The organism is Aquitalea sp. FG25, from assembly GCF_057809375.1.
Genome location: NZ_JBMDJV010000008.1, coordinates 151,089 through 173,630, shown reverse-complemented (window position 1 = coordinate 173,630; position 22,542 = coordinate 151,089). Strand labels below are relative to the sequence as shown.

Sequence of the window (22,542 nt, the reverse complement as noted above, 5' to 3'; positions counted from 1 at the left end):
AAGGCCATGGGTTCCAGCGTGGGTGTTGATGCCTATGTTGCCAAATTCGATCCGGCAATACTGGCTGAAACTTTGATTCCATTCCTGCAGAGGTAACCGTTAAAATCAACGGCTCAATGGAATACCGACATTTCAGGACCTACCCAGATGCCAGATAAAAACATGCGATTCCTCGTTGTGGACGATTTCTCGACCATGAGACGCATTGTGCGCAACCTGCTGAAAGAGCTGGGCTTTACCAATGTCGACGAGGCCGAAGACGGCCAGGTGGCCTTGCACAAGCTGAAAACGCAACATTTCGACTTTATTGTTTCCGACTGGAACATGCCCAACATGACCGGCATCGAGCTGCTCAAAGCGGTACGGGCCGATCAGCAAATCAAGCACCTGCCCTTCATGATGATTACCGCCGAAGCCAAGCGGGAAAACATCATCGAAGCGGCCATGGCCGGTGCCAGCGGATACATCGTCAAGCCTTTTACTGCAGCAACACTGGAAGAAAAGATGAACAAAATCTTCCAGACCATGAACAAGTAAATCAATAAATAATAGCAAACAGACCTGCTTAGTCAGCACCGAGGAGAGGCCATCGTGCCGGATCACATTCTGGAAAGTGGAGATTCACCGGATCTCGAAGCACTGTTTGACAGCATTGCCAGTCAGCAAAAGGAAGTGGAACCTGTCGTCACCGCACCGTCAGTTGACGCGGCAGGCAGCCCTCCCAGCACTGCTGTGATGTATGAGCAGATCGGCCAGTTGACCCGCAAGATGCACGATGCGCTACGCGACCTGGGCTATGACAAGTCGCTGGGGAAAGTGGCAGATGCCATTCCCGATGCCAAGGACAGACTGGGCTATATTGCCTCCTTGACCGAGAGTGCTGCCGAACGTGTGCTCAATGCCACTGACCTGGCAAAGCCGTATCAGGATGATCTGGAAAGCCGTGCCAAACTGCTGGCAGCACGCTGGGAACAGCTGTATGCCAACCAGCTTTCTATTGCAGAATTCAAGAATCTGGCAGAAGACACTCGCCAGTACCTGGGCCACGTGCCCAAACAGACACAAGCCACCAATGTCCAGTTGCTGGAAATTGTGATGGCACAGGATTTTCAGGATCTCACCGGACAAGTCATCAAGAAAATGATGGATATGGTGCATATACTGGAAACAGAATTGGTGGCCTTCCTGATCGAATTCTCACCGGATTCGAAAAAGGCCGAACTGGACAACAATCTGCTGAACGGACCGGTAATCAATCCCGAAGGCAGAACCGACGTGGTTTCCAGCCAACAGCAGGTCGATGATCTGCTGGAAAGCCTGGGCTTCTAAACAAAAAGCGGTGAACGTGTTAGCGGCATAAGCGGGGGTGAGAATATGAGCGATTTTGGCGGCATGGAAGAACTGCTACAAGACTTCCTGATGGAGTCTACCGATCTCTTGTCCGACGTGGACAACAAGCTGGTGGAACTGGAAAAGCGTCCTGAAGACAAGGCGTTGCTGAACGATATTTTCCGGGGTTTTCACACCATCAAGGGCGGTGCCGGTTTTCTGAACGTTGGCCCGATGGTCAACCTGTGCCATCGCACGGAAAACCTGTTTGACAAACTGCGTAATGGCGAACTGCACATCACGCCGGAAGTCATGGACGTCATCCTGGATGCCACGGGCATCGTGCGTGATATGTTTGGCACGCTGGGACAGGGACTCATGGTGGCCGACGCCGATCCGGACGTACTCAATGCGCTGGATGCCGTCCTGTCCGGCCAGCAACTGAGCAAGGCCGAAGAAGCGGCCCCGGCTCCGGTTGCTGCCGCTGCGGCGGCAGGCCCGGACTGGAATGCCCTGCACCAGGCCATCGTGCCGCAAGCTGCACCGGCGGCAACGGCAGCCTCTTCTGCTGCGGCTCCTGCGCCGGCGGCCCCGGCTCCTGCCGCACCAGCTCACGAACTGATCACCGCCGCAGAGCATCTGCCTGCCGTCAAGCCGCCGGCCAAGCCGGTAGCCAACAAGCAGCCAAGCAGTGCTGGCAACAGCAGTGGCCCGCAGGAAAATACCATCCGTATCGATACGGTGCGCCTGGACATGGTACTTAACCTGTCCGGTGAAATCGGCCTGACCAAGAACCGCCTGACTACCCTGCGCACGGAAATCCTGCAGGGTAACCGCGACGGCAATACCCTGCGTTCGCTGGATGAAGCCATCAGCCAGCTGGACCTGCTGGTGGGCGATCTGCAGAACGCGGTGATGAAAACGCGCATGCAGCCAATTGGCCGCCTGTTCCAGAAGTACCCGCGTTTGGCACGTGACCTGGCTCGTCAACTGGGCAAGGAAGTCGAACTGGTACTGTCCGGTGAAGAAACCGAGCTGGACAAGACCATGATCGAAGATTTGAACGATCCCTTGGTCCACTTGGTGCGCAATGCCGTCGATCATGGCGTCGAGTCCCCGGAAGAACGTATTGCCGCCGGTAAGAAGCCGCAATCGCTGATCCAGCTGACAGCTGAGCAGGTGGGCGATCACATCCAGATCGAAATCACCGACGATGGCAAGGGCATGAACCCGGACGCATTGCGTCGCAAGGCGATCGAAAAGGGGCTGATCGATCAGGAAACCGCCAACGGTCTGGACGAAAAGCAGTGCCTGCAGCTTATTTTCATGCCGGGTTTCTCCACCAAGGATCAAATCTCCAGCGTTTCCGGTCGTGGTGTTGGCATGGATGTGGTCCGCACCAATATCCAGAAGCTCAACGGTCGTATCGATATCAACTCGCTGCCAGGCGAAGGTACCCGTATCAGTATTTCGCTGCCGCTGACGCTGGCCATTCTGCCGGTACTGGTGGTACGTGCCTGCAACCAGCCGTTTGCTGTGCCGCTGGCCATGGTGCGCGAAATCATCACCATCGATCCGAATGCCATCCAGGAAGTATCGGGCAAACCCACCATCGTGGTGCGCGACGAGATTCTGCCGCTGCGCACGCTGGCGGGCCTGCTTGGTTGGGAAGCTACCCAGAAGCCTTACTTTGGCGTACTGATGCAGTCGGCTGAAAAATCCTTCATTCTCGCCATCGACTCCTTTGTGGGCCGTGACGATGTTGTCATCAAACCGCTGCAGAATATCCGTCCGAAGGGTGTGGCCGGTGCCACGCTGTCTGGTGATGGCTCGGTGGTTCTGGTTCTGGATATGGAAGATCTGCTCAGTTCCAGCGATGGCACCAATGGCCAGGTAAGGACCTCGGAGCTGATTTCCGTATAAAAATACCCAAACTGGCAAGCTTTAATGACCACACAAAGCGCCTTCATTGGCCGACAAACGGTTTTGAACCGCAATCAGCAGCTCATCGGGTATGAGCTGCTTTTTCGTGCAAGCAAGGAAGCAAGCTCCGTTGGTCCACACAGCGAGCTACAGGCTGATACCGATGTATTGGTCAACACCTTGAATAATATGGGAACCAGCTGGCTGATCGGCAACAAGCTGGCTTTCATCAATGTCGGCGAGGCCATGCTAACCAGTGATTTCCTGGAGCTGCTGCCGCCGCGCCGGGTCATCCTGGACATCGCACCAGACATTAGCCCGTCCAGCGAACTGCTGTCACGGGCACGCCATCTGCGCTCGCTAGGCTTTGGCATTGCACTGGATGATTTCTCCTTCGAGGCACAGTCGGCTGCGTTTCTGGAATTCGCCAACTACGTCAAGCTGGATATCCAGAACCGCGACGCCAACCACTTCCAGGTGCTGGCAGCTCGACTGCGCAGTTACCCGGTCATCCGCATTGCCGAGCGGGTGGAAACGCACGAGCAATATCATCTGTGCAAGGAACTGGGCATGGATGGCTTTCAGGGCTATTACTTTGCCAAGCCTGAAACCTTATCCGCCAAGGTGATTCACCCCACCTTCAGCAATGCACTGGAATTGCTCAATCTGCTACGAATGGACGCGGATCTGCGCCAGATAGAGCAGATTCTGAAGCGTGATGTTGCTCTGTCCTACAAGCTGCTGCGCTATGTCAACTCAGCCGCTGCAGGCCTTAACACCACCATCAGCTCTTTCTCCCATGCCGTCACCGTACTGGGCTACAAAAAGCTCTACCGCTGGCTGACCCTGCTACTGGTAACCGCATCTGACGATGGCCGTGCCCCACCTGCCCTGCAGAAAACCGCCGTGACACGGGGCCGCCTCATGGAGCTGCTGGGCGAACAACTGGGACTCAATCACGATGACTGCGACAATCTGTTCATCGTGGGCATGTTCAGCCTGCTGGATGTCTTATTCGACATGCCGATGGACAACATTCTTGAGCACCTGCAATTGCCAGGCTGCATCATCGAAGCCCTAGCCGAACACAAAGGCCGGATGGGCATGCTGCTGCAGTTGGCCACAGCCTGTGAGGATGGCCAATTGAACGGCGTGGCCGAACTATGCAAGCAACTGCAGCTGAACGCACAGCAGCTTAATCAAGCACATGTATCCGCGCTCGCCTGGGTGGAGGATCTGGGCTTATAATTGCCAGCCCTCCAGCCGGTCACCATGTCTCGATGAAACTGTTAGCCATAGACACCTCCAGCAGTTACCTGTCCCTCGCCCTCAGCCTGGATGGCAAACTGTATTCCTTTCACGAGGAAATGGGTCAAAAGCATGCGGAGCGCACGCTACCAGAAATCGAGCGTTTGCTGCAGCAGGCGGATATTGCCCTGAGCGGACTGGACGCTATCGTCTTCGGGCAGGGACCTGGCTCCTTTACCGGCCTGCGTATTGCCTGCGGCCTGGCACAAGGCTTGGCTTTCTCAGCCAAGCTACCCGTTATTGGCATTCCCACCCTGGATGCCGTAGCCCATCAAAGCAGGGCCGAAAAGGTTCTGGTCTGCCTGGACGCACGTATGCAGCAGGTTTATTGCGCAGCCTATCAAACCGGCCCCCAATGGCAGCGGCTGAGCCCAATTACCTTGCAGGACCCGCAAGACGTCATCCTGCCAGAGGGTATCACGATGCTGGCCGGTGATGGCTTCACCAATTACCCGGCCCTGCTGATGCAGCAACGCGACAGCACCACGCACACCGGCGTACTGCGGGCCGATGCACGAGCCCATGCGGAGCTGGCACAAAGTGGCCGCTACCCGCTGCAGCATCCACGCGAAGCTGAGCTGCTCTATGTCCGCAACAAGGTTGCACTGACTTCGCTCGAACAGCAGGCACTGAAGAAATGAGCAGGGTCAGCCGCTATCAGCCAGAAAACGCCCAGGCCCTGGCCGAGCGCGAATCTGCGGCCACCCCGCATGGCTGGAGTGTGCGTAATTACCAGGACTCCATCGCATCCGCCCATGTCTTTTATCGACTGGAACAGGAAAGCAGCGGTGCCGCTGTTGTCATGCCTCTGCTGGATGAAGCCGAACTGCTCAATATTTTTATTGCCGCCGAACAGCAAGGCCAGGGGCTGGGCAAGGCTTTGCTATCCGGCATCATGGCAGACCTAAAACAGCACGGTTGTCACCGGCTGTTTCTTGAGGTGCGCGCCAGCAATCAACCAGCTATCAGGCTTTACCAGCACTGCGGCTTTCAACAAAGCGGCTTGCGCAAAAATTATTACCCATCGGCCAACGGCACACGCGAGCATGCCATTCTGATGGAGGCCCTCCTGTGAGCCGGAGCCATTTTGTCCAGCAAGCCATGGGACTGGGACCACAGTGGCAAGCTCGCGACGGCTGGTTTGACCAGCACCCGGCAGAATTGGAAAAACAGGCCATACTGCTGGCCCTGCACAATCAGGCAGCCACCCCAAACCAGACCGACATGGAAGTCCTGGCCGCTGCTGAATCTGCCGTGCAAACACCGGCTGCAGACCTGCCGCGCGCCATCAGTCAGCACCTCACCATCACAACACAGGCGGAGCCCTCTCCTCCCCCGGCAGCACCGCAGCATGTAGCGCCTCCCGCCACCATTGCAGAAGCCGCATTGCCAAATTGGGAGCAGCTGGAGCAAACCGTGGCCAGCTGCCAGCGCTGCCCGTTGTGCAATACACGCAGCCAGACAGTATTTGGTCGGGGCAATCCACAGGCGCGCTGGATGCTGATCGGCGAAGCACCAGGCGAGCAGGAGGACAAGCAAGGCCTGCCTTTCGTGGGCAAGGCCGGCCAGTTGCTGGACAATATGTTGGCCGCTGCTGGACTGGATCGCGACCGAGATGTCTACATTGCCAATGTGCTCAAATGTCGCCCGCCGGGCAATCGCAACCCCGCTCCTGAAGAAATCCTTGCTTGTCAGGATTACCTGCAGCAGCAAATCCGCCACGTACAGCCAACCCTGATCCTGGCGCTGGGCCGCTTTGCCGTGCAGACCCTGCTGCAAACCGAGCAAAGCATAGGCCGTTTACGCGGCCAGCTGCATCAATATCAGGGCATACCGTTGATTGCCACCTATCACCCGGCCTATCTGCTACGTAATCTGCCGGATAAAGCCAAGGCCTGGCAGGACATGGTACTGGCCAAACAACAATTTTCCCGTCTTAACCAAACGGCCTGAGCCAGCCGGAAGCCACTCAACCATATACACCGCGCAGCCAGCGCCGGTAAATGGCATCGGCCTGGGCATGGCTTTGCACCATGCCCGCTTCTAATGAGGCCGCGATATCCTCAACCGACATCACACTAGGCAAATCGTGGGTATCAATCTCCTGATAACCCACCTGCAACCACTGGCGAATCATCTTGACCTTTGCCTCGCAATGAAACTGCATGCCCAGATGTTTGCCGCCATAGATAAAGGCCTGATTGCTACAGTAGGCACTACTGGCTAGCAAGCTAGCCCCCTCAGGCAGGGCAAAAGTATCGCTGTGCCACTGAAACACCCGCAGGGCCTGCCTATCGCCAAACCACTCCCCTGCCACTCCGGCGGTACTGGCCTGCAGCTCAACCCAGCCTATCTCCGGAATATCAGCCTTATACACACATGCCCCCAATGCCAGCGCCAGTAGCTGGGCACCAAGGCAGTGGCCGATAACCGGTACATCCGCCGCTATTGCCGTACGCAGAAAATCGACTTCAGACAGAATCCAGTCATGATCAGCCACATCATGCACACTCATCGGTCCACCAAAACTGGCGACACCGGCATAGGCGCTGACGTCATCTGGTAGTACATCACCGTCATAGACCTTGAAAGTGCGCGAGGGGATGGCGTGGCGATTCAGATAATCAAGGAAATATTCAGGACCATCCAGCGCAAGGTGCTGAATGATGGCAATCGGCTTCATGTGGCTTCCTCTGCATTGCTCCGGCGATCATCGACAAGAAATGATCACAAAAATAATGAATAGGAAAATATAGAGGATAATCCGCCAGTAGCGGAATATATTTGATCAAAATAGCAATAAGTATAAAGACAGCACACATAACTACGTAAACGACAGGCAATAAAAAACCCTTCTCCGTGCACCAGAGAAGGGCTCTTCGACGTTACCGAAAAACAAGCTTACTTCAGCTTGGTTTCCTTATAGATAACGTGTTTACGGGCAACGGGATCAAATTTTTTGATCTCCATTTTTTCCGGCATCGTGCGCTTGTTCTTCGTCGTAGTGTAGAAGTGGCCAGTGCCGGCGGTGGATTCAAGCTTGATTTTATCGCGCATTGTATTACCTATCTGTCGCTATCTAGAGGACCGCTTAGATCTCGCCGCGAGCGCGCAGATCAGCCAGCACTACATCGATACCAACTTTATCGATAGTACGCAGTGCAGCGTTGGATACGCGCAGGCGCACCCAGCGGTTTTCGCTTTCTACCCAGAACTTGCGGTACTGCAAGTTCGGCAGGAAACGACGTTTCGTCTTGTTGTTGGCGTGGGAAACATTGTTCCCGGTCATCGGACGTTTGCCGGTGACTTTGCAAACACGCGCCATGTTAACACTCCCAAAACCGGTAAAAGCTGGCTTTATACCATGAAAAAAGCCAGCGATTCAAGCATGATGCGCACTTTCCGTAGAAAGCACGATCTCGTATATGAAACAGTCGGGGCGGATTGTAACGGAATTACCACAAACACGCGAGTGCAACATGCAATTGTTCGTAGCAAGTGTTGCATTCATTGTTGCAACAAGCAGTGCCATAGCGGTTCAAATCCAAGCGATTTCAGGTTAAAATCCCGGATTCCCATAGAGCCGTAATTCCATGACCAAGTATATCTTCGTAACCGGCGGTGTGGTGTCTTCCCTGGGGAAGGGCATTGCCGCTGCGTCCATTGCTGCCATTCTTGAGTCGCGCGGGCTGAAAGTCACCATGCTGAAGCTCGACCCGTACATCAACGTTGATCCGGGTACCATGAGCCCCTTCCAGCACGGTGAAGTATTCGTGACGGAAGACGGCGCCGAAACCGACCTCGACCTTGGCCACTATGAGCGCTTCATCAAATCCAAGATGAAGAAGAGCAACAACTTCACCACTGGTCAGGTTTACGAATCCGTCATCACCAAGGAGCGCCGTGGCGACTACCTGGGTGGCACCGTGCAGGTGATTCCGCACATCACCGACGAAATCAAGCACAAGGTGCATGAAGGCGCGGGCGATGCTGACGTGGCCATCGTCGAAATCGGCGGCACCGTGGGTGATATCGAGTCCCTGCCCTTCCTGGAAGCCATCCGCCAGATGCGCTCCAACCTGGGCCGCAAGAACACCATGTACGTGCACCTGTCCTACGTGCCGTTCATTGCCACCGCAGGCGAAATCAAGACCAAGCCGACCCAGCACTCGGTAAAAGAACTGCGCGAAATCGGCATTCAGCCGGACATCCTGCTGTGCCGCATGGACCGCGAGCTGCCTGCTGACGAAAAGCGCAAGATCGCGCTGTTCTGCAATGTTGAAGAAAACGCTGTCATCGGCTGTTACGACTCGGACTCCATCTACAAAGTCCCGGCCATGCTGCACGAACAAGGCATTGACGACATCATCACCGAACACATGCAGCTGGACATCCCGCCGGCTGACCTGTCGGTATGGGCTGGCATCATCGACGCCATCGAGCATCCGGAGAAAACCGTCAATATCGCCATGGTCGGCAAGTATGTTGATCTGACCGAATCCTACAAGTCGCTGTCTGAAGCGCTGAAGCACGCCGGCATTCATACCCGCTCCGACGTCAACATCATTTATGTCGACTCCGAAGATATCGAGCGTGACGGTGCCGAATCGCTGAAGGACATGGATGCCATCCTGGTACCGGGCGGCTTCGGCAAGCGCGGCGTGGAAGGCAAGATCAAAGCCGTCAAGTTTGCCCGCGAGAACAACATCCCTTACATGGGTATCTGTCTGGGCATGCAGATTGCGCTGATCGAATACGCACGTGATGTGGCTGGCCTGGCTGGTGCCAACTCCACCGAGTTCGACCTGGATACCGACTACCCGGTAGTGGCCCTGATCGACGAATGGGTCAATCACGACGGCAAGATCGAAAAGCGTGACGAAAACTCCAATATGGGCGGCACCATGCGCCTGGGCGGTCAGCACTGTGATCTGGTTGATGGTTCGCTGGCAGCACGCGTTTACGGCGCTACCGACATCGTTGAACGTCACCGTCACCGCTACGAAGTCAACAACTACTACGTACAGCGTCTGGAAGCTGCCGGCCTGACCATTTCCGGCCGCTCTGCCGGTCATGAAAAGCTGGTGGAAACCATTGAGCTGAAAGACCACCGCTGGTTCTTCGCTTGTCAGTTCCACCCGGAATTCACCTCTACCCCGCGCGATGGCCACCCGCTGTTCAAGGCCTATGTGCAAGCCGCCATCGACTACAAGGCTGAAAAGCAAGGGAAATAAGCATGAAACTGTGCGGATTCGAAGTCGGCCTGAACCAGCCCCTGTTCCTGATCGCTGGCCCCTGCGTCATCGAAAGTGAGCAGATGGCACTGGATACTGCCGGTCAGTTGAAGGAAATCACCAGTGAACTGGGCATCAATTTCATCTACAAATCCAGCTACGACAAGGCCAACCGCTCCTCCGGCACCTCGTTCCGTGGCTTTGGCATTGATGAAGGCCTGCGCATTCTGGACGAAGTAAAACGCCAGATCGGCGTTCCCGTCTTGACCGATGTGCACGCCGAGAGTGAAATCGCCCAGGTTGCCAGCGTGGTGGATGTGCTGCAAACCCCGGCTTTCCTGTGTCGCCAGACCGACTTCATCCGCGCAGTAGCGCAATGCGGCAAACCGGTAAACATCAAGAAGGGCCAGTTTCTGGCACCGGGCGACATGAAAAATGTCATCGACAAGGCACGCGCGGCAGCTCTGGAGGTCGGTCTGCCGGAAGACAGCTTCATGAGCTGCGAACGTGGTGTGTCTTTTGGTTATAACAATCTGGTATCCGACATGCGCTCGCTGATGATCATGCGCGAAACCGGTTGCCCGGTCGTTTACGATGCCACCCACTCGGTACAACTGCCAGGTGGACAAGGCAGCTCTTCCGGTGGACAGCGTGAATTTGTGCCGGTACTGGCGCGCGCAGCTGTCGCTGCGGGCATTGCCGGCATCTTCATGGAAACCCACCCCAACCCGGCATGCGCCATGTCGGACGGCCCCAATGCCTGGCCGCTGGGCCGCATGAAAGAGCTGCTGGCCACGCTGCAACAACTGGATAGCCTAGTCAAGCAAAGTGCCTGGCCAGAACACTCGCTGTAATACGTTTTCGCTCCATCTGTGGTAACAAGTTTTCTGCAGCCAGCCTGCTGAGAAGGCTGGCCCGCAATGATACGGTTAACCAAGCAAAGCAATTGAAGGGGACAAGTATGAGTTCGATCATTGACGTAGTAGCCCGCGAGATTCTCGATTCCCGTGGCAATCCGACCGTTGAAGCCGATGTCCTGCTGGAATCCGGCGTGATGGGCCGTGCCGCTGTGCCGAGTGGTGCCTCTACTGGTGAGAAGGAAGCACTGGAACTGCGTGACGGCGATAAGAGCCGCTACCTGGGCAAGGGCGTACTGAAAGCAGTTGAAAACATCAATACCGAAATCTGCGAAGCCATCATCGGTCTGGATGCCGCCGATCAGGCCTTTATCGACAAGACCCTGATCGAACTGGACGGCACTGAAACCAAGTCCCGCCTGGGTGCCAACGCCATGCTGGCCGTTTCCATGGCAGTGGCCCGCGCTGCCGCTGAAGATGCCGGCCTGCCGCTGTACCGCTACCTGGGTGGTGCCGGCCCGATGGCCCTGCCGCTGCCGATGATGAACGTAATCAACGGTGGAGCCCACGCCAACAACACCCTGGACATCCAGGAATTCATGATCATGCCGGTTGGCGCACAAACCTTCCGCGAAGCGCTGCGCTGTGGTGCTGAAGTATTCCACACCCTGAAAAAACTGTGCGACAGCAAGGGTTACGCCACCACCGTGGGTGATGAAGGCGGTTTCGCGCCCAACCTGGCCAGCCATGAAGACGCCATCAAGCTGATTCTGGAAGCCATTGATGCAGCCGGTTATGTACCGGGCCAGGACGTAATGCTGGCACTGGACTGCGCCTCCTCCGAGTTCTACAAGGATGGCAAGTACCACCTGACCGCCGAAGGCCTGCAGCTGACTTCCGAGCAGTTTGCCGACTACCTGGAAACCCTGGTCAACAACTACCCGATCATCTCCATCGAAGATGGCATGAGCGAACACGACTGGGATGGCTGGAAGATTCTGACCGACCGTCTGGGCAAGCGCATCCAGCTGGTGGGCGACGACGTATTCGTCACCAACCCGAAAATCCTGGCCAAGGGCATCGAATCCGGCATCTGTAACTCGCTGCTGGTAAAGGTGAATCAGATCGGCACCCTGTCTGAAACCCTGAAAGCAGTTGATTTGGCCAAGCGCTCCGGCTATACCAGCGTGATGAGCCATCGCTCCGGCGAAACCGAAGACAGCACCATTGCCGATCTGGCCGTTGCCACCAACTGCATGCAGATCAAGACTGGCTCGCTGTCCCGCTCCGACCGCATGGCCAAATACAACCAGCTGCTGCGTATCGAAGAAGAACTGGGTGATGCTGCCTGGTTCCCGGGCCGTGCTGCTTTCTACCACCTGAAGTAAGCCGAACCATGCGCTGGCTGACCCTGACACTGGTAACCCTGCTGATCGCCTTGCAATGGCCCTTGTGGTTTGGCAAGGGGAGCTGGCTCAGGGTCTGGCAGCTGGACAAGCAACTGCAGGAACAGCGGGCCGTCACGCAAAAGCTGATAGCCCGCAATGCAGCCCTGGATGCAGAAGTACGTGATCTGAAACAAGGAACCGACGCAATTGAAGAGAGAGCGCGTAACGAACTTGGTATGATCCGCAATGGTGAGGTATTTTTTCAATTACTGGATCCGGCGACTGCGACAAAACATTGACTAAGCCAGTCCACAATTTCGCCCTCCTGAACTAAAAATAACTATGGCTGGCTATAAAACTTCCAGGGTTTGGTCAATGACAACACAGAATCCGATTGAGGTTGCACGCGAGACACTGAAACAGCTGAGTCTGCGCAAGCTGCTGCCAACACCGGAAAATTTCGAGCGCGTCTACCACGAGCTTACACAGACACCGATTGAGCGTGATAACAAGCTGGGAACCCAGCTGTTGCGGGCGCTGGAAACCATTCCGGCAGAATCCCCGCAAAGCAAGTCCCTGTTGCTACGCATCAAACAGGCCACGGAAGAATCCCGCTGGGAACAACTTCCCCAGCTGGCTATCGATTTTCTTCGCCTCGCCCTCACAGAAACCAATCTGGCCCAGACCTGGGGCAGCCTGATCCAGAATCTGATTCGTAGCTGGGATTTGCGCCTTCCAGACCTGCCGCAGCATCACAAGCAGGCCGCACTGGAGCGGGTCCTGATCAACTACGGCAATCAGCCGGAAGAACTTAATCTCAAGCTCTCTGCCCTGGTGCGTAACTGGAGCGGCCCCGCCAGCCAGCGGGAAGCCATCGACATGGCAGACGATGCCGAATTGGCGGGTACCAACACGGCAACGCCAGTTCTCTCCAGCCAGGACAATAGCTGGCCGCTGTGGCAGCGCACCCTGGCTTTTGCCCTCAAGCATGGCCTGGAGCCGCGCCTGATCAGCATGCCGGACATGGTCGAGTCACTGGAAGCCTTGATCCGCGAACTGGAACAGGTCAGTGATGACGCCAGCCTGAATGTCTACATGCCCAAGCTGCGTGGCTTCATGATCAAGCTGGAGCTGCAAACCCAGCAGGAGGGCCGCCTGGTATCCGGCCTGACCAATCTGCTGCGCCTGCTGCTGGACAATGTGGCCGAGATCAACCGCTCGGATGATTATCTGGTTGGACAAGTTCATTCGCTGCAGGAAGTCCTGTCGCATCAGCCGCTTTCCATGCAGCAGGTTTATCAGCTGGAAACCAGCCTCAAGGAAGTGATCCGCAAGCAAGGCATGCTCAAGAGCACACTGGACGAAGCCACCAGCTCTCTGCGCACCCTGCTTGACCGTTTCATCTCGCGCTTGGCGCAGATGACCGACACGACGGACGATTTTCACAGCAAGATCAGCAAACACAGCGAAAAGCTGAAGAACACCAGCAATGTAGAAGAACTCGGCGGCATTATCGGTGCCCTGATGGAAGATACCTCGCTGATGCAACTGGACCTGACGCGCTCGCGCGACGAACTGCTGTCAGCCCGCGAACAGGTTGAGGCCGCCGAGCAGCGCATCTCGGAACTGGAAAATGCCTTGGAAGCTGCCAGCGCCAAGGTCAAAGAAGACCAGCTTACCGGCGCGTACAACCGCCGTGGTCTGGCCGAACACTTCCAGCGCGAAATCAGCCGTGCCGAACGCACCAACAGCGACCTGAGCATAGCCCTGATCGACGTCGACAATTTCAAGCAGCTTAATGACCGTTACGGCCATTTGACCGGCGACGATGCACTGAAATATCTGGTGGATGTCATCAAGCACAATCTGCGACCGGCCGACATCGTGGCACGCTTTGGCGGTGAGGAGTTTGTGCTACTGATGCCCGATACACCGGTTGATGAGGCCATCGACACCGTGCAACGCCTGCAACGCGAGCTGACACGCACCTTCTTCCTGGCCAATAACGACAGGCTGGTGATCACCTTCAGTGCTGGCATTGCCAAATGGCATCTGGGCGAACAGGATATCGAAGTCATCGAACGTGCCGATCAGGCAATGTATCAGGCCAAAATCAGCGGCAAGAACCGCGTGGTTTCCGCCGAAGCCGAACGAATGATCTGAGCACAATGACCAGACAACAAAAAACCGGGGCTATCCCCGGTTTTTTTATGCCTCACCACCCTTGCTCATGCCCTTGCCCGCCTCCGCCCGCTGGCGGCGCACGGCCTTCGGGTCCGCCTGCAAGGGACGGTAAATCTCTACCCTATCCCCCTCGCGCAACACGGTATCTGGCTTCACCGCCTTGCTGAAAATACCCAGCTTGAGCGCGGTAGCATCAATGATGGGAAATTGCTCCAGAATGCCGGACTCCCGCACCGCCTGCTCTGCCGTCGTCCCTGGCAGCACCTGCATGCTGATAATGCGTTGCCGTTGCGGCAACGCACAGGCAACCTCGACGCGTATCGGCTCAGTCATCGCCATACACCTTGTCGGCATACTTGATGAAGGCATCAACCAGCGTACCCGAAATATGACCGAAAACCGGCCCGATCACCTTTTCCAGAATTTTGCTGGAGAACTCGTAACGCAGGCTGAACTCCACCTTGCAGCCAACATCACCCAGCGGCGTAAACTGCCACAAGCCCTGCAAATGCTGGAAGGGCCCCTCCACCAGCTCCATCAGGATGCTCTCGCCGTCACGCAAGGTATTACGCGTAGTGAAATGCTGGCGGATCTTCAGATAATCGATATGCAGGCTGGCCACCTGCTGATCGCCCTCGCGTGAATGCTCTTCCGCCTTGGCACACCAGGGGAGAAAACGCGGGTAATGTTCCACCCTCTCCACCAAGGCAAACATCTGTGCCGGGGTATGGGCAACCAGGACTTTCTTTTCGACAAGCTGCATGGGAAAACCGCACACTGTGCAAAATGGTTCAAGCCCGGCAGTTTACCAAAAGCCATCCGGCCTGTCCGGCTTCTACCCGCATGCCGTTTACAAGCCGCTGATTTTCAGGAATTTTGGCCTGGGCGCAGCTTCTGGTAGAATAGTCGATTCCCATTCAAAGCCACGGAAACCTCAGGCGCATGAGCATCATCCAGAACCGCAAAGCCTTCCATGACTATTTCATCGAGGAAGAACTCGAGGCCGGGCTTGTGCTGGAAGGGTGGGAGGTCAAAGCCATCCGGGCCGGGCGCGTCCAGCTGAAAGAAAGTTATATCGACTGGAAAAACGGTGCTTTCTGGCTGATCGGTTGCCATATCACCGCCCTGCAGTCGGCTTCTACCCACGTCAAGCCAGACCCGGTCCGCCCGCGCAAGCTGTTGATGTCCCAGTCCGAAATGAACCGGTTCATCGGCAAGGTGGAACGTGCCGGCTACACCATGATGGCGCTGGACCTGCACTACAGCAAAGGCAATATCAAGGCCCAGGTTGGCCTGGCCAAGGGCAAAAAGCTGCACGACAAGCGCGACACGGAAAAAGACCGTGAATGGCAGCGTGAAAAACAGCGCTTCATGAAAAACCAGCGAGGTGGCGAATGAAGAAAAGTGCCGCGCTGCCCATCGCACTGATTTGCCTGGGCGCGGTATGGTTTCTCAAAAGCACCGCCTTGCTGCCCAACACCAGCACCCTGCTGGCCATGCTGCTGATTGCCGCAGGCATCCTGCTGGGACTGCTGGATGGTCTTAACAAATCAACCCTGGTCAGCAGCCCCCTGCTGGTATACGCCGGTGCAGCCATCTATTTGCGTGACAATATGGGACTACACTTCAGTCACCTGCTGTCGATAGGCATGGTGCTGGCTGGCATCTTGATGTTGCTGTCGCGCAGCGACCGCATTCCGGAGCGCAGCACACGCTGGCGCTCCCTGCCGGATAAGCAGGATCATCCCTGAACCGGCAAACCATTTACTCATTGAACGACAGGCCCATGGGCCAACGGAACCTTTCAAGGACAGGCATGGACAAGATCCTCATTCTCGACTTCGGCTCTCAAGTTACCCAGTTGATTGCCCGCCGCGTACGCGAAGCTCACGTCTACTGTGAGCTTCATTCGTTTGACATGCCGATTGAAGAAATCCGTGCATTCGGCCCCAAGGCCATCATCCTCTCCGGCGGTCCCAACTCGGTATACGAATCCGACTACCAGGCTGACCCGGCACTGTTCGAACTGGGTGTCCCGGTACTGGGCATCTGCTACGGCATGCAGTTCATGGCACAAAGCCTGGGTGGCAAGGTGGAAGCGGGCGACAAGCGCGAATTCGGCTACGCCCAGATCCAGGCCCGCCACCACTCCAAGCTGCTGGAAGGCCTGCAGGACCACGTTGACGACGCTGGCAACGGCTTCCTGGACGTGTGGATGAGCCACGGCGACAAGGTAACCGCCCTGCCAGCCGGCTTCCATGTCATCGCCGAAACCCCGTCCTGCCCCATCGCCGCCATGGCCGATGAAGACCGTGGCTACTACGGCGTGCAGTTCCACCCGGAAGTCACCCACACCAAGCGCGGTACCGAAATGATCCATCGTTTCGTGCTGCACGTTGCGGGCTGCAAACCCAGCTGGACCATGCCCAACTACATCGACGAAGCGGTGAAGAAAATCCGCGATCAGGTTGGTGACGAAGAAGTCATCCTTGGCCTGTCCGGCGGTGTGGACAGCTCGGTTGCCGCTGCGCTGATTCACCGCGCCATCGGTCCGCAACTGACCTGCGTGTTTGTTGATCACGGCTTGCTGCGCCTGAACGAAGGCAAGATGGTGATGGAAATGTTTGCGCAGAACCTGGGGGTGAAAGTCATCCACGTGGATGCCACCGAACAGTTCATGGGCAAGCTGGCTGGCGAAACCGATCCGGAAAAGAAACGCAAGATCATCGGCGGTGAATTCGTCGAAGTATTCCAGGCTGAATCCAACAAGCTGACCAATGCCAAGTGGCTGGCCCAGGGCACCATCTACCCGGATGTGATCGAGTCCGCCGGTGCCAAAACCAAAAAAGCCCACACCATCAAGAGTCACCACAATGTGGGTGGCCTGCCGGAAGACATGAACCTCAAGCTGCTGGAACCGCTGCGTGAGCTGTTCAAGGACGAAGTCCGCCAGCTGGGCGTGGCGCTGGGCCTGCCGCATGACATGGTGTACCGCCACCCCTTTCCGGGCCCCGGCCTGGGCGTGCGCATCCTGGGTAAAGTGAAAATGGAATACGCCGACCTGCTGCGCCAGGCCGACGCCATCTTCATCGAAGAGCTGCGCAATACCGTGGACGAAAAAACCGGTAAAAACTGGTACGACCTCACCAGCCAGGCTTTTGCCGTATTCCTACCGGTAAAATCGGTTGGCGTGATGGGCGATGGCCGCACCTACGACTACGTGGTTGCCCTGCGTGCCGTGGTGACCAGCGACTTCATGACCGCCCACTGGGCCGAACTGCCCTACGCACTGCTGGGCCGCGCCTCCAACCGCATCATCAACGAAGTGCGCGGTATCAACCGCGTGGTTTACGATGTGTCGGGCAAACCGCCGGCAACGATTGAGTGGGAATGATTCCACGTTAAGCAATAACTGGCAGTTGCTAGCATGCAACACCCCCGAAGCCCGCGTCACAGCGGGCTTTTTGCATTTTCTGTCTGGCAACATCTGGCACGATTTGGCACCAGCAAGCAGCTATTTTTCATGGCATGAATCATGGCACGGCAGCTCGACGTACTTCTTTTTTCCTCTCATACCATGCCATGAAATTACGTGCGATCATGGTATCAATATCGCTGAAATCCTTTATCCACGGGCTTTTAGCGGAAATTCATCGGTAATTTTTCTCATGGTATTTTTTGGAATTACAGAACGACAATCATGCTCACCGATACCAAGCTGCGCAACCTCAAGCCCCAGGACAAGCTCTACAAAGTGAATGATCGGGACGGGCTGTACGTGGCCGTGACTCCCGCCGGCTCAATCTCGTTTCGCTACAACTACTCGATCAACGGCCGCCAAGAAACCGTCACCTTCGGCCGCTATGGCGCTAGTGGCGTCACCCTTGCTGAAGCACGCGAACGGCTGATCGAAGCCAAGAAGCTCATTGCTACTGGAAAATCGCCAGCCAAGGAAAAGGCACGGAACAAAGCGCGCGTGAAGGATGCTGAAACGTTCGGGGCCTGGGCGGATAAATGGCTGCGCGGCTATCAGATGGCAGACTCAACTCGTGACATGCGCAGGTCGATCTACGAACGCGAGTTAAAGCCGAAATTCGGTAACCGGAAGCTGGTGGAAATCACGCACGAGGACTTACGAGCACTGACTGATGCGATCGTCGAACGCGGCGCGCCGGCGACTGCCGTGCACGCCCGAGAAGTGGTCATGCAGGTCTACCGCTGGGCGATTGAGCGTGGCCAGAAAGTAGAGAACCCGGCAGAAATGGTGCGTCCGGCTTCCATTGCCAAATTCGAGCCACGTGATCGGGCTCTGGCACCGGAAGAGATCGCACTGATGTACCAGTACCTTGAACGTATCGGGACAACACCATCTATCAGAGCGGCCGCCAAGCTACTGTTGCTGACAATGGTACGTAAAAGCGAGCTGACCGAGGCAACCTGGAGTGAGATCAATTTCAGCGAAGCGCTATGGACGATCCCGAAGGAGCGGATGAAGCGGCGTAACCCGCACCTGGTGTTCCTATCCCGTCAGGCGCTCGACATCTTCATTGCCCTGAAGACCTTTGCTGGCGGATCGGACTATGTCCTGCCCTCTCGCTACGATAGTGAAAAGCCGATGAGCAGCGCAACACTCAACCAGGTGCTGACGCTTACCTACAGGCTGGCACAAAAGGAAGGGCAACAGTTGGCCAAGTTTGGCCCACATGACTTGCGGCGGACGGCCAGCACACTACTTCACGAGGCTGGATACAACACCGATTGGATCGAAAAATGCCTTGCACACGAGCAACGCGGCGTGCGTGCGGTATACAACAAGGCTGAATACCGCGAGCAGCGCACCTCCATGCTGCAAGATTGGGCAAACATGATTGATGAATGGGCTGGATTAAAATTATAAGTACATATTTTATGAGCAGGGAATTGCCTGCTTAGGTAAAATTATTATGACAAGCATTGCAGAGTCGTGATTAATAATCATAACCATAAAAAATCCCGCGACAGGCTTAATTAATTTAACAATGGGGTAACATACATGAAAGTATTTCTCAGTTGGTCAGGTTTACGGAGTAAAGAAGTAGCTAACTTACTGAGCGATTGGCTGTGCTGCGTAATTCAGGCCTCTCGCCCTTGGATCTCAACACGAGACCTAGACCGCGGCTCACTTTGGTTTGGTGAAATCAATGACCAATTGAAAGACACAACTGTCGGAATCATATGCCTAACTCAAGAAAACAAGATTCGGCCTTGGATTCTTTTTGAAGCAGGGGCCCTTGCTAAAGGACTGTCGACTTCACGCGTATGCACGCTGCTCGTTGACCTAGAACCGAAGGATATCGAGGACCCTCTTGCGCAGTTTAATCACACATTTCCAACTCGAGAAAGTGTGCTTGGTCTGGTGAAAACGCTGAATAGTACATTAGCGAGCAGTGCACTCGATAACAGAATCCTTGAGCAGGTTTTCAATACGTACTGGCCACAATTCGAAGAGCGCTTCGCACACATTCTAGCAACAACTGAAGCTCAACCACCATCCAAGCCTCGCCCGAAAGAAGATGTTCTCAGTGAGATTCTGGAAAACACCAGAATGCTGAACTCTCGAATTCGTCGACTTGAACGGGAAACAGAACACTATCGTATGCGAGAGCTTGACATGCCGCTGAACATGCTTCACGAGCAAGCAATAGAAATGGCAAAGGCTGGCATTCCCTTAGAGATACTTATAGATAGGTTTGCGGGTCGGCTCCCGAAATCCCTTTTAAAAGAGATTTCGGTCTCGTATGAACGCAGCAAACCCAGCGACTGAAAAGCATCAATCGACTTACGGATCAGTTCATATCGGAGTGACCCCAGGGCGGATTGGCTGAGCGTCTGAAGATTTCCGCAGATCTATCCAGCTCTCAACCTCAGCCAAATCCCAAGCCACGTTTCGACTGGTAAGCACGATACGGCGTGGAAACTCACCCCGTTGCTCCATGTTGAAAATCGTGCGCTCTGAGAGCGGAATCATTGCCAGAAGCTTTTTCCGGTTTATGAGGGTTTTATTCTTCGCCTCGTTCTGCATACGGTACCTTTCATTCGATTACGTATTAGCTGTTCGAAGAATGCACGCAAGCTCTACTGGGGTGATCACAAATAGTTAGAAAAATGTTGTCACTGAAAATCAATGTGCAAAATAGATCTTCTCAACCGCTACGTGTACACGCCTTGGCCTGGCCAAAGATTGGCCCACCATACCGGTCTAGCTTGAACGCAAGGCGTGGCGCTTGATTGCTAAAGAAACCGTCTGACGGGAAACGCCTAGCTTGCGTGCTATTTCTGATTGATTGGTGACTCCATTACGCAGTTCGGCAGCGATAAGGTCTTTCTTGGACTTCATGGCATGAAGCAAGCGGTACGCTTCTTTCCTTACATATGCGTGTGCCTCGATGTCCCAAGCAGGTAACCTGCCGGCTTCCTGACTCCAGATCATTGAAATTAGGTCTTCATATTCAGCAAGAAATCTGCGGTCGCGCTGATAGGCCCTGCGTGCATCGTCGCTACGCCTGGGATTGTGCCCCTCACAGTACAGCTTACTTGGCTTTGGCGCCCTCTCTGGCTGGTTAGGTACTCTCGTTGCGCTTAAAAGATCACCACGCCTCGCCCAAGCGACAATAAGCGCTCGACGTTCCACTTGGTCGCGAAAAGCGTCCACGGACAAATCACCACGCATGTCACGTGTATCACAGTAGGCAATAACCATTCGACCCGGCTCATGGACACCAAACCGCCCCGCCAGAGCATCAATATACCGATCTACCAACGCATCCGCTTCCGATTGAGCATCCTTGCGGATGGCATCTGTCAGAGGCACGGCCTTTGCATTTCCTCTCCATAGCCGCTTAAAGACGACCCGAGCCTCGATGGCCAAGGCGTATTCGGTAGTGCGACCACATAGCTCGCAGAAGCACCAGCGATAAGCATCTTGCAGCTTAGATCGCAATCTGTCAGATGATGTTTCGGATTCCGCCACTAACGTCGCCAGTAGCGGGTACTTTGGATCGAGTAGTGCTCTTTGGTTACGGTTTTTGGCTTTCATATCGTCAACAATTTTCTAACTATTTTTCGTCATCTTACAACCGTTAAACGGCATCCTCCAACTATCTGATACGTAATTGAAGGAAGGCCACCGTATGCAAATAGAAGAGGCGCTAACAAAGCAGTTCGGTCCACTCTTGAGCATCGCCCAACTAGCAAAGGTGCTGGACCGCTCGGCCGAAGGGCTCCGCATCAGCCTTCGCTCTGACTCCGACTGGTCCAGACCAATCAATGCAGCCAAGTTTAAACTCGGCCGCCGGGTGTACTTCCGCACTGCAGAAATAGCCAAAGTTCTCAGCGGCGAATGAGGAGGCGTTCATGTATTCGCCACTGCTATCTGAATTTCCAGCCTTAGCCGCACGAGCTGCCGAGGCGCAGTCCCGGATCAAATCACAACACGAGGCCATCGCACCACAACAGCTATTTCTTCCTGGCCTAGAAGAATTCATGCGGGCCATGCCAAATCACATTGCCCGCTCCAGCCTATTCGCCCCAGTTGCGCGTGGCCGCAAACGCATCCTCAAGGACACCGTTCTCGTTAGCCGTGCCGATGCCGTCATCAAGTTCTGGGGAGAGCAACTGGATGAAAGCCAAGCGGACGTTTGGATGCAGGCCATACATGAGGCAAGCCGTAAGCCACTAGGTGAACCCGTTGTGATCAGGCGGGCAGCGTTTCTGCGCAACATAGGTCGGCAGACTGGTAACTACGAGTACAAGTGGCTGAACCGAACGATGCAAGCGCTAACATTTGCGATGCTAGTGATCGAAGTCCGCACCAAAGAGGGTAAATCAAAGCTATCGGTGGGTAACAGCCGCGCGCTGCACATGATCGAGGGTTTCGACTACGACAACGAAGCTGAAGCGTACACATTACGCGTCGATCCGCGCTGGCGGTTTATGTTCGGCAATCGAGAGTTCGCGCTGATTGATTGGGATAAACGTAAGCGCTTCGGTGCACGCCAAGACATGGCGAAGGCTCTGCAGCGCTTGGTCGCCACCTCCGACGAATGCATCCAGCGGTACGCCATAGACTGGCTCAAAGACAAGCTGGGATATACGGGTCGAATACGTGACTTCGTGGATGCCCTGGGGCGCGCGATGCGCGAGCTTGAACGGCTTGAAATCATTGCAGGCGGCCGTATTGAGACAAGTACCAAGGGACGCCCCCAAGCCGTATGGGCAAAACTATGAGTACATCGGGGTTACGTCGCACCAATGTCGGGGTTACGTCGCGCCATATCGGGG

26 protein-coding genes and 1 pseudogene are annotated in these 22,542 nt (G+C 55.5%); 20 read left to right on the top strand and 7 right to left on the bottom strand.

Annotated elements, in window-relative coordinates; translation table 11 throughout:
* The 8 genes and pseudogenes from ACODR9_RS09595 to ACODR9_RS09560 form a co-directional block, all read left to right on the top strand.
* Positions 1-96, top strand: a pseudogene (locus tag ACODR9_RS09595) (chemotaxis protein CheV); the annotation flags it as partial.
* A gap of 51 nt (positions 97-147) precedes the next feature.
* Entirely contained in the window at positions 148-537 is a 390-nt protein-coding gene (gene cheY, locus ACODR9_RS09590; protein ID WP_082693990.1) for a chemotaxis response regulator CheY, read from the top strand.
* Between the two features lie 54 nt (positions 538-591).
* Positions 592-1,329 carry a protein phosphatase CheZ gene (cheZ, locus tag ACODR9_RS09585; protein WP_488809036.1) on the top strand — a complete coding sequence of 246 codons (738 nt, stop codon included), beginning with the start codon at positions 592-594 and terminating at the stop codon, positions 1,327-1,329.
* Positions 1,330-1,374: 45 nt separating this feature from the next.
* Positions 1,375-3,252, top strand: a complete 1,878-nt coding sequence (locus ACODR9_RS09580) for a chemotaxis protein CheA (RefSeq protein ID WP_488809035.1) — start codon at positions 1,375-1,377, stop codon at positions 3,250-3,252.
* Between the two features lie 24 nt (positions 3,253-3,276).
* Entirely contained in the window at positions 3,277-4,500 is a 1,224-nt protein-coding gene (locus tag ACODR9_RS09575; protein ID WP_488809034.1) for an EAL and HDOD domain-containing protein, read from the top strand.
* Positions 4,501-4,532: 32 nt separating this feature from the next.
* Positions 4,533-5,201 carry a tRNA (adenosine(37)-N6)-threonylcarbamoyltransferase complex dimerization subunit type 1 TsaB gene (tsaB, locus tag ACODR9_RS09570; RefSeq protein WP_488809033.1) on the top strand — a complete coding sequence of 223 codons (669 nt, stop codon included), beginning with the start codon at positions 4,533-4,535 and terminating at the stop codon, positions 5,199-5,201.
* Complete coding sequence (gene rimI, locus ACODR9_RS09565) at positions 5,198-5,635, top strand: ribosomal protein S18-alanine N-acetyltransferase (protein WP_488809032.1); 438 nt, start codon at positions 5,198-5,200, stop codon at positions 5,633-5,635. The genes tsaB and rimI overlap by 4 nt, the downstream gene beginning before the upstream one ends.
* On the top strand, positions 5,632-6,513 hold the full coding sequence (locus ACODR9_RS09560; protein ID WP_488809031.1) for a uracil-DNA glycosylase: 882 nt from the start codon (positions 5,632-5,634) through the stop codon (positions 6,511-6,513). Before rimI ends, ACODR9_RS09560 begins: the two co-directional genes overlap by 4 nt.
* Before the next feature lie 16 nt (positions 6,514-6,529).
* Here ACODR9_RS09560 and ACODR9_RS09555 read toward each other — a convergent pair whose 3' ends face one another.
* The 3 genes from ACODR9_RS09555 to rpmB form a co-directional block, all read right to left on the bottom strand.
* A complete protein-coding gene (locus ACODR9_RS09555) occupies positions 6,530-7,243 on the bottom strand; it encodes a type 1 glutamine amidotransferase (RefSeq protein WP_488809030.1) in 714 nt (237 codons plus the stop codon).
* Positions 7,244-7,461: 218 nt separating this feature from the next.
* The gene (gene rpmG / locus ACODR9_RS09550) at positions 7,462-7,617 is read right to left on the bottom strand and encodes a 50S ribosomal protein L33 (protein ID WP_028453358.1); all 156 of its coding nucleotides are present in this window, start codon (positions 7,615-7,617) and stop codon (positions 7,462-7,464) included.
* 34 nt (positions 7,618-7,651) lie between these two features.
* Positions 7,652-7,885, bottom strand: coding sequence for a 50S ribosomal protein L28 (gene rpmB, locus ACODR9_RS09545; RefSeq protein WP_011137003.1), 234 nt, complete (start codon positions 7,883-7,885; stop codon positions 7,652-7,654).
* Between the two features lie 268 nt (positions 7,886-8,153).
* On the opposite strand from rpmB, the gene pyrG reads away from it, so the two are divergent.
* The 5 genes from pyrG (at position 8,154) to ACODR9_RS09520 (ending at position 14,202) form a co-directional block, all read left to right on the top strand.
* Complete coding sequence (gene pyrG, locus ACODR9_RS09540) at positions 8,154-9,794, top strand: CTP synthase (RefSeq protein WP_488809029.1); 1,641 nt, start codon at positions 8,154-8,156, stop codon at positions 9,792-9,794.
* A gap of 2 nt (positions 9,795-9,796) precedes the next feature.
* A complete protein-coding gene (gene kdsA, locus ACODR9_RS09535; RefSeq protein WP_488809028.1) occupies positions 9,797-10,648 on the top strand; it encodes a 3-deoxy-8-phosphooctulonate synthase in 852 nt (283 codons plus the stop codon).
* 107 nt (positions 10,649-10,755) lie between these two features.
* Positions 10,756-12,039 (top strand): phosphopyruvate hydratase, encoded by a 1,284-nt coding sequence (gene eno, locus ACODR9_RS09530; RefSeq protein WP_488809027.1) that lies wholly within the window; start codon positions 10,756-10,758, stop codon positions 12,037-12,039.
* Between the two features lie 8 nt (positions 12,040-12,047).
* Positions 12,048-12,338 (top strand): cell division protein FtsB, encoded by a 291-nt coding sequence (gene ftsB, locus ACODR9_RS09525; protein WP_045847413.1) that lies wholly within the window; start codon positions 12,048-12,050, stop codon positions 12,336-12,338.
* Between the two features lie 76 nt (positions 12,339-12,414).
* The gene (locus tag ACODR9_RS09520; protein WP_488809026.1) at positions 12,415-14,202 is read left to right on the top strand and encodes a diguanylate cyclase; all 1,788 of its coding nucleotides are present in this window, start codon (positions 12,415-12,417) and stop codon (positions 14,200-14,202) included.
* A gap of 45 nt (positions 14,203-14,247) precedes the next feature.
* Here ACODR9_RS09520 and ACODR9_RS09515 read toward each other — a convergent pair whose 3' ends face one another.
* Both ACODR9_RS09515 and ACODR9_RS09510 read right to left on the bottom strand, forming a co-directional pair.
* A complete protein-coding gene (locus ACODR9_RS09515; protein ID WP_488809025.1) occupies positions 14,248-14,556 on the bottom strand; it encodes an RnfH family protein in 309 nt (102 codons plus the stop codon).
* Complete coding sequence (locus tag ACODR9_RS09510) at positions 14,549-14,986, bottom strand: type II toxin-antitoxin system RatA family toxin (protein WP_488809024.1); 438 nt, start codon at positions 14,984-14,986, stop codon at positions 14,549-14,551. Before ACODR9_RS09510 ends, ACODR9_RS09515 begins: the two co-directional genes overlap by 8 nt.
* A gap of 179 nt (positions 14,987-15,165) precedes the next feature.
* Here ACODR9_RS09510 and smpB point away from each other — a divergent pair, with 179 nt between their 5' ends.
* The 5 genes from smpB (at position 15,166) to ACODR9_RS09485 (ending at position 20,026) form a co-directional block, all read left to right on the top strand.
* Positions 15,166-15,621, top strand: a complete 456-nt coding sequence (smpB, locus tag ACODR9_RS09505; protein ID WP_103525334.1) for an SsrA-binding protein SmpB — start codon at positions 15,166-15,168, stop codon at positions 15,619-15,621.
* The gene (locus tag ACODR9_RS09500; RefSeq protein WP_488809023.1) at positions 15,618-15,974 is read left to right on the top strand and encodes a hypothetical protein; all 357 of its coding nucleotides are present in this window, start codon (positions 15,618-15,620) and stop codon (positions 15,972-15,974) included. The genes smpB and ACODR9_RS09500 overlap by 4 nt, the downstream gene beginning before the upstream one ends.
* A gap of 65 nt (positions 15,975-16,039) precedes the next feature.
* Positions 16,040-17,617 (top strand): glutamine-hydrolyzing GMP synthase, encoded by a 1,578-nt coding sequence (gene guaA, locus ACODR9_RS09495; RefSeq protein WP_488809022.1) that lies wholly within the window; start codon positions 16,040-16,042, stop codon positions 17,615-17,617.
* 306 nt (positions 17,618-17,923) lie between these two features.
* A complete protein-coding gene (locus ACODR9_RS09490) occupies positions 17,924-19,120 on the top strand; it encodes a tyrosine-type recombinase/integrase (RefSeq protein WP_488809021.1) in 1,197 nt (398 codons plus the stop codon).
* Positions 19,121-19,255: 135 nt separating this feature from the next.
* Positions 19,256-20,026, top strand: coding sequence for a toll/interleukin-1 receptor domain-containing protein (locus ACODR9_RS09485; RefSeq protein ID WP_488809020.1), 771 nt, complete (start codon positions 19,256-19,258; stop codon positions 20,024-20,026).
* Between the two features lie 27 nt (positions 20,027-20,053).
* Here the strand turns inward: ACODR9_RS09485 and ACODR9_RS09480 are convergent, their stop codons facing one another.
* Together ACODR9_RS09480 and ACODR9_RS09475 are read right to left on the bottom strand one after the other, a co-directional pair.
* A complete protein-coding gene (locus ACODR9_RS09480; RefSeq protein ID WP_488809019.1) occupies positions 20,054-20,284 on the bottom strand; it encodes a helix-turn-helix transcriptional regulator in 231 nt (76 codons plus the stop codon).
* A gap of 177 nt (positions 20,285-20,461) precedes the next feature.
* A complete protein-coding gene (locus ACODR9_RS09475; protein ID WP_488809018.1) occupies positions 20,462-21,298 on the bottom strand; it encodes a hypothetical protein in 837 nt (278 codons plus the stop codon).
* 94 nt (positions 21,299-21,392) lie between these two features.
* Between ACODR9_RS09475 and ACODR9_RS09470 the strand changes: the two genes are divergently transcribed.
* Together ACODR9_RS09470 and ACODR9_RS09465 are read left to right on the top strand one after the other, a co-directional pair.
* Positions 21,393-21,605 carry a hypothetical protein gene (locus tag ACODR9_RS09470; RefSeq protein WP_488809017.1) on the top strand — a complete coding sequence of 71 codons (213 nt, stop codon included), beginning with the start codon at positions 21,393-21,395 and terminating at the stop codon, positions 21,603-21,605.
* 10 nt (positions 21,606-21,615) lie between these two features.
* Positions 21,616-22,488 (top strand): hypothetical protein, encoded by an 873-nt coding sequence (locus tag ACODR9_RS09465; protein ID WP_488809016.1) that lies wholly within the window; start codon positions 21,616-21,618, stop codon positions 22,486-22,488.
* Positions 22,489-22,542 lie beyond the last annotated feature (54 nt).

Coding starts and splice junctions, on each gene's coding strand:
- ACODR9_RS09485 (WP_488809020.1), top strand. CDS start 19,256: ATGAAAGTATTTCTCAGTTGGTCAGGTTTACGGAGTAAAGAAGTAGCT.
- rpmG (WP_028453358.1), bottom strand. CDS start 7,617: ATGCGCGATAAAATCAAGCTTGAATCCACCGCCGGCACTGGCCACTTC.
- pyrG (WP_488809029.1), top strand. CDS start 8,154: ATGACCAAGTATATCTTCGTAACCGGCGGTGTGGTGTCTTCCCTGGGG.
- ACODR9_RS09465 (WP_488809016.1), top strand. CDS start 21,616: ATGTATTCGCCACTGCTATCTGAATTTCCAGCCTTAGCCGCACGAGCT.
- ACODR9_RS09555 (WP_488809030.1), bottom strand. CDS start 7,243: ATGAAGCCGATTGCCATCATTCAGCACCTTGCGCTGGATGGTCCTGAA.
- smpB (WP_103525334.1), top strand. CDS start 15,166: ATGAGCATCATCCAGAACCGCAAAGCCTTCCATGACTATTTCATCGAG.
- ACODR9_RS09470 (WP_488809017.1), top strand. CDS start 21,393: ATGCAAATAGAAGAGGCGCTAACAAAGCAGTTCGGTCCACTCTTGAGC.
- ACODR9_RS09490 (WP_488809021.1), top strand. CDS start 17,924: ATGCTCACCGATACCAAGCTGCGCAACCTCAAGCCCCAGGACAAGCTC.
- ACODR9_RS09515 (WP_488809025.1), bottom strand. CDS start 14,556: ATGACTGAGCCGATACGCGTCGAGGTTGCCTGTGCGTTGCCGCAACGG.
- ACODR9_RS09520 (WP_488809026.1), top strand. CDS start 12,415: ATGACAACACAGAATCCGATTGAGGTTGCACGCGAGACACTGAAACAG.
- ACODR9_RS09510 (WP_488809024.1), bottom strand. CDS start 14,986: ATGCAGCTTGTCGAAAAGAAAGTCCTGGTTGCCCATACCCCGGCACAG.
- tsaB (WP_488809033.1), top strand. CDS start 4,533: ATGAAACTGTTAGCCATAGACACCTCCAGCAGTTACCTGTCCCTCGCC.
- rimI (WP_488809032.1), top strand. CDS start 5,198: ATGAGCAGGGTCAGCCGCTATCAGCCAGAAAACGCCCAGGCCCTGGCC.
- ftsB (WP_045847413.1), top strand. CDS start 12,048: ATGCGCTGGCTGACCCTGACACTGGTAACCCTGCTGATCGCCTTGCAA.
- kdsA (WP_488809028.1), top strand. CDS start 9,797: ATGAAACTGTGCGGATTCGAAGTCGGCCTGAACCAGCCCCTGTTCCTG.
- ACODR9_RS09480 (WP_488809019.1), bottom strand. CDS start 20,284: ATGCAGAACGAGGCGAAGAATAAAACCCTCATAAACCGGAAAAAGCTT.
- ACODR9_RS09475 (WP_488809018.1), bottom strand. CDS start 21,298: ATGAAAGCCAAAAACCGTAACCAAAGAGCACTACTCGATCCAAAGTAC.
- eno (WP_488809027.1), top strand. CDS start 10,756: ATGAGTTCGATCATTGACGTAGTAGCCCGCGAGATTCTCGATTCCCGT.
- cheY (WP_082693990.1), top strand. CDS start 148: ATGCCAGATAAAAACATGCGATTCCTCGTTGTGGACGATTTCTCGACC.
- ACODR9_RS09575 (WP_488809034.1), top strand. CDS start 3,277: ATGACCACACAAAGCGCCTTCATTGGCCGACAAACGGTTTTGAACCGC.
- ACODR9_RS09580 (WP_488809035.1), top strand. CDS start 1,375: ATGAGCGATTTTGGCGGCATGGAAGAACTGCTACAAGACTTCCTGATG.
- ACODR9_RS09500 (WP_488809023.1), top strand. CDS start 15,618: ATGAAGAAAAGTGCCGCGCTGCCCATCGCACTGATTTGCCTGGGCGCG.
- rpmB (WP_011137003.1), bottom strand. CDS start 7,885: ATGGCGCGTGTTTGCAAAGTCACCGGCAAACGTCCGATGACCGGGAAC.
- guaA (WP_488809022.1), top strand. CDS start 16,040: ATGGACAAGATCCTCATTCTCGACTTCGGCTCTCAAGTTACCCAGTTG.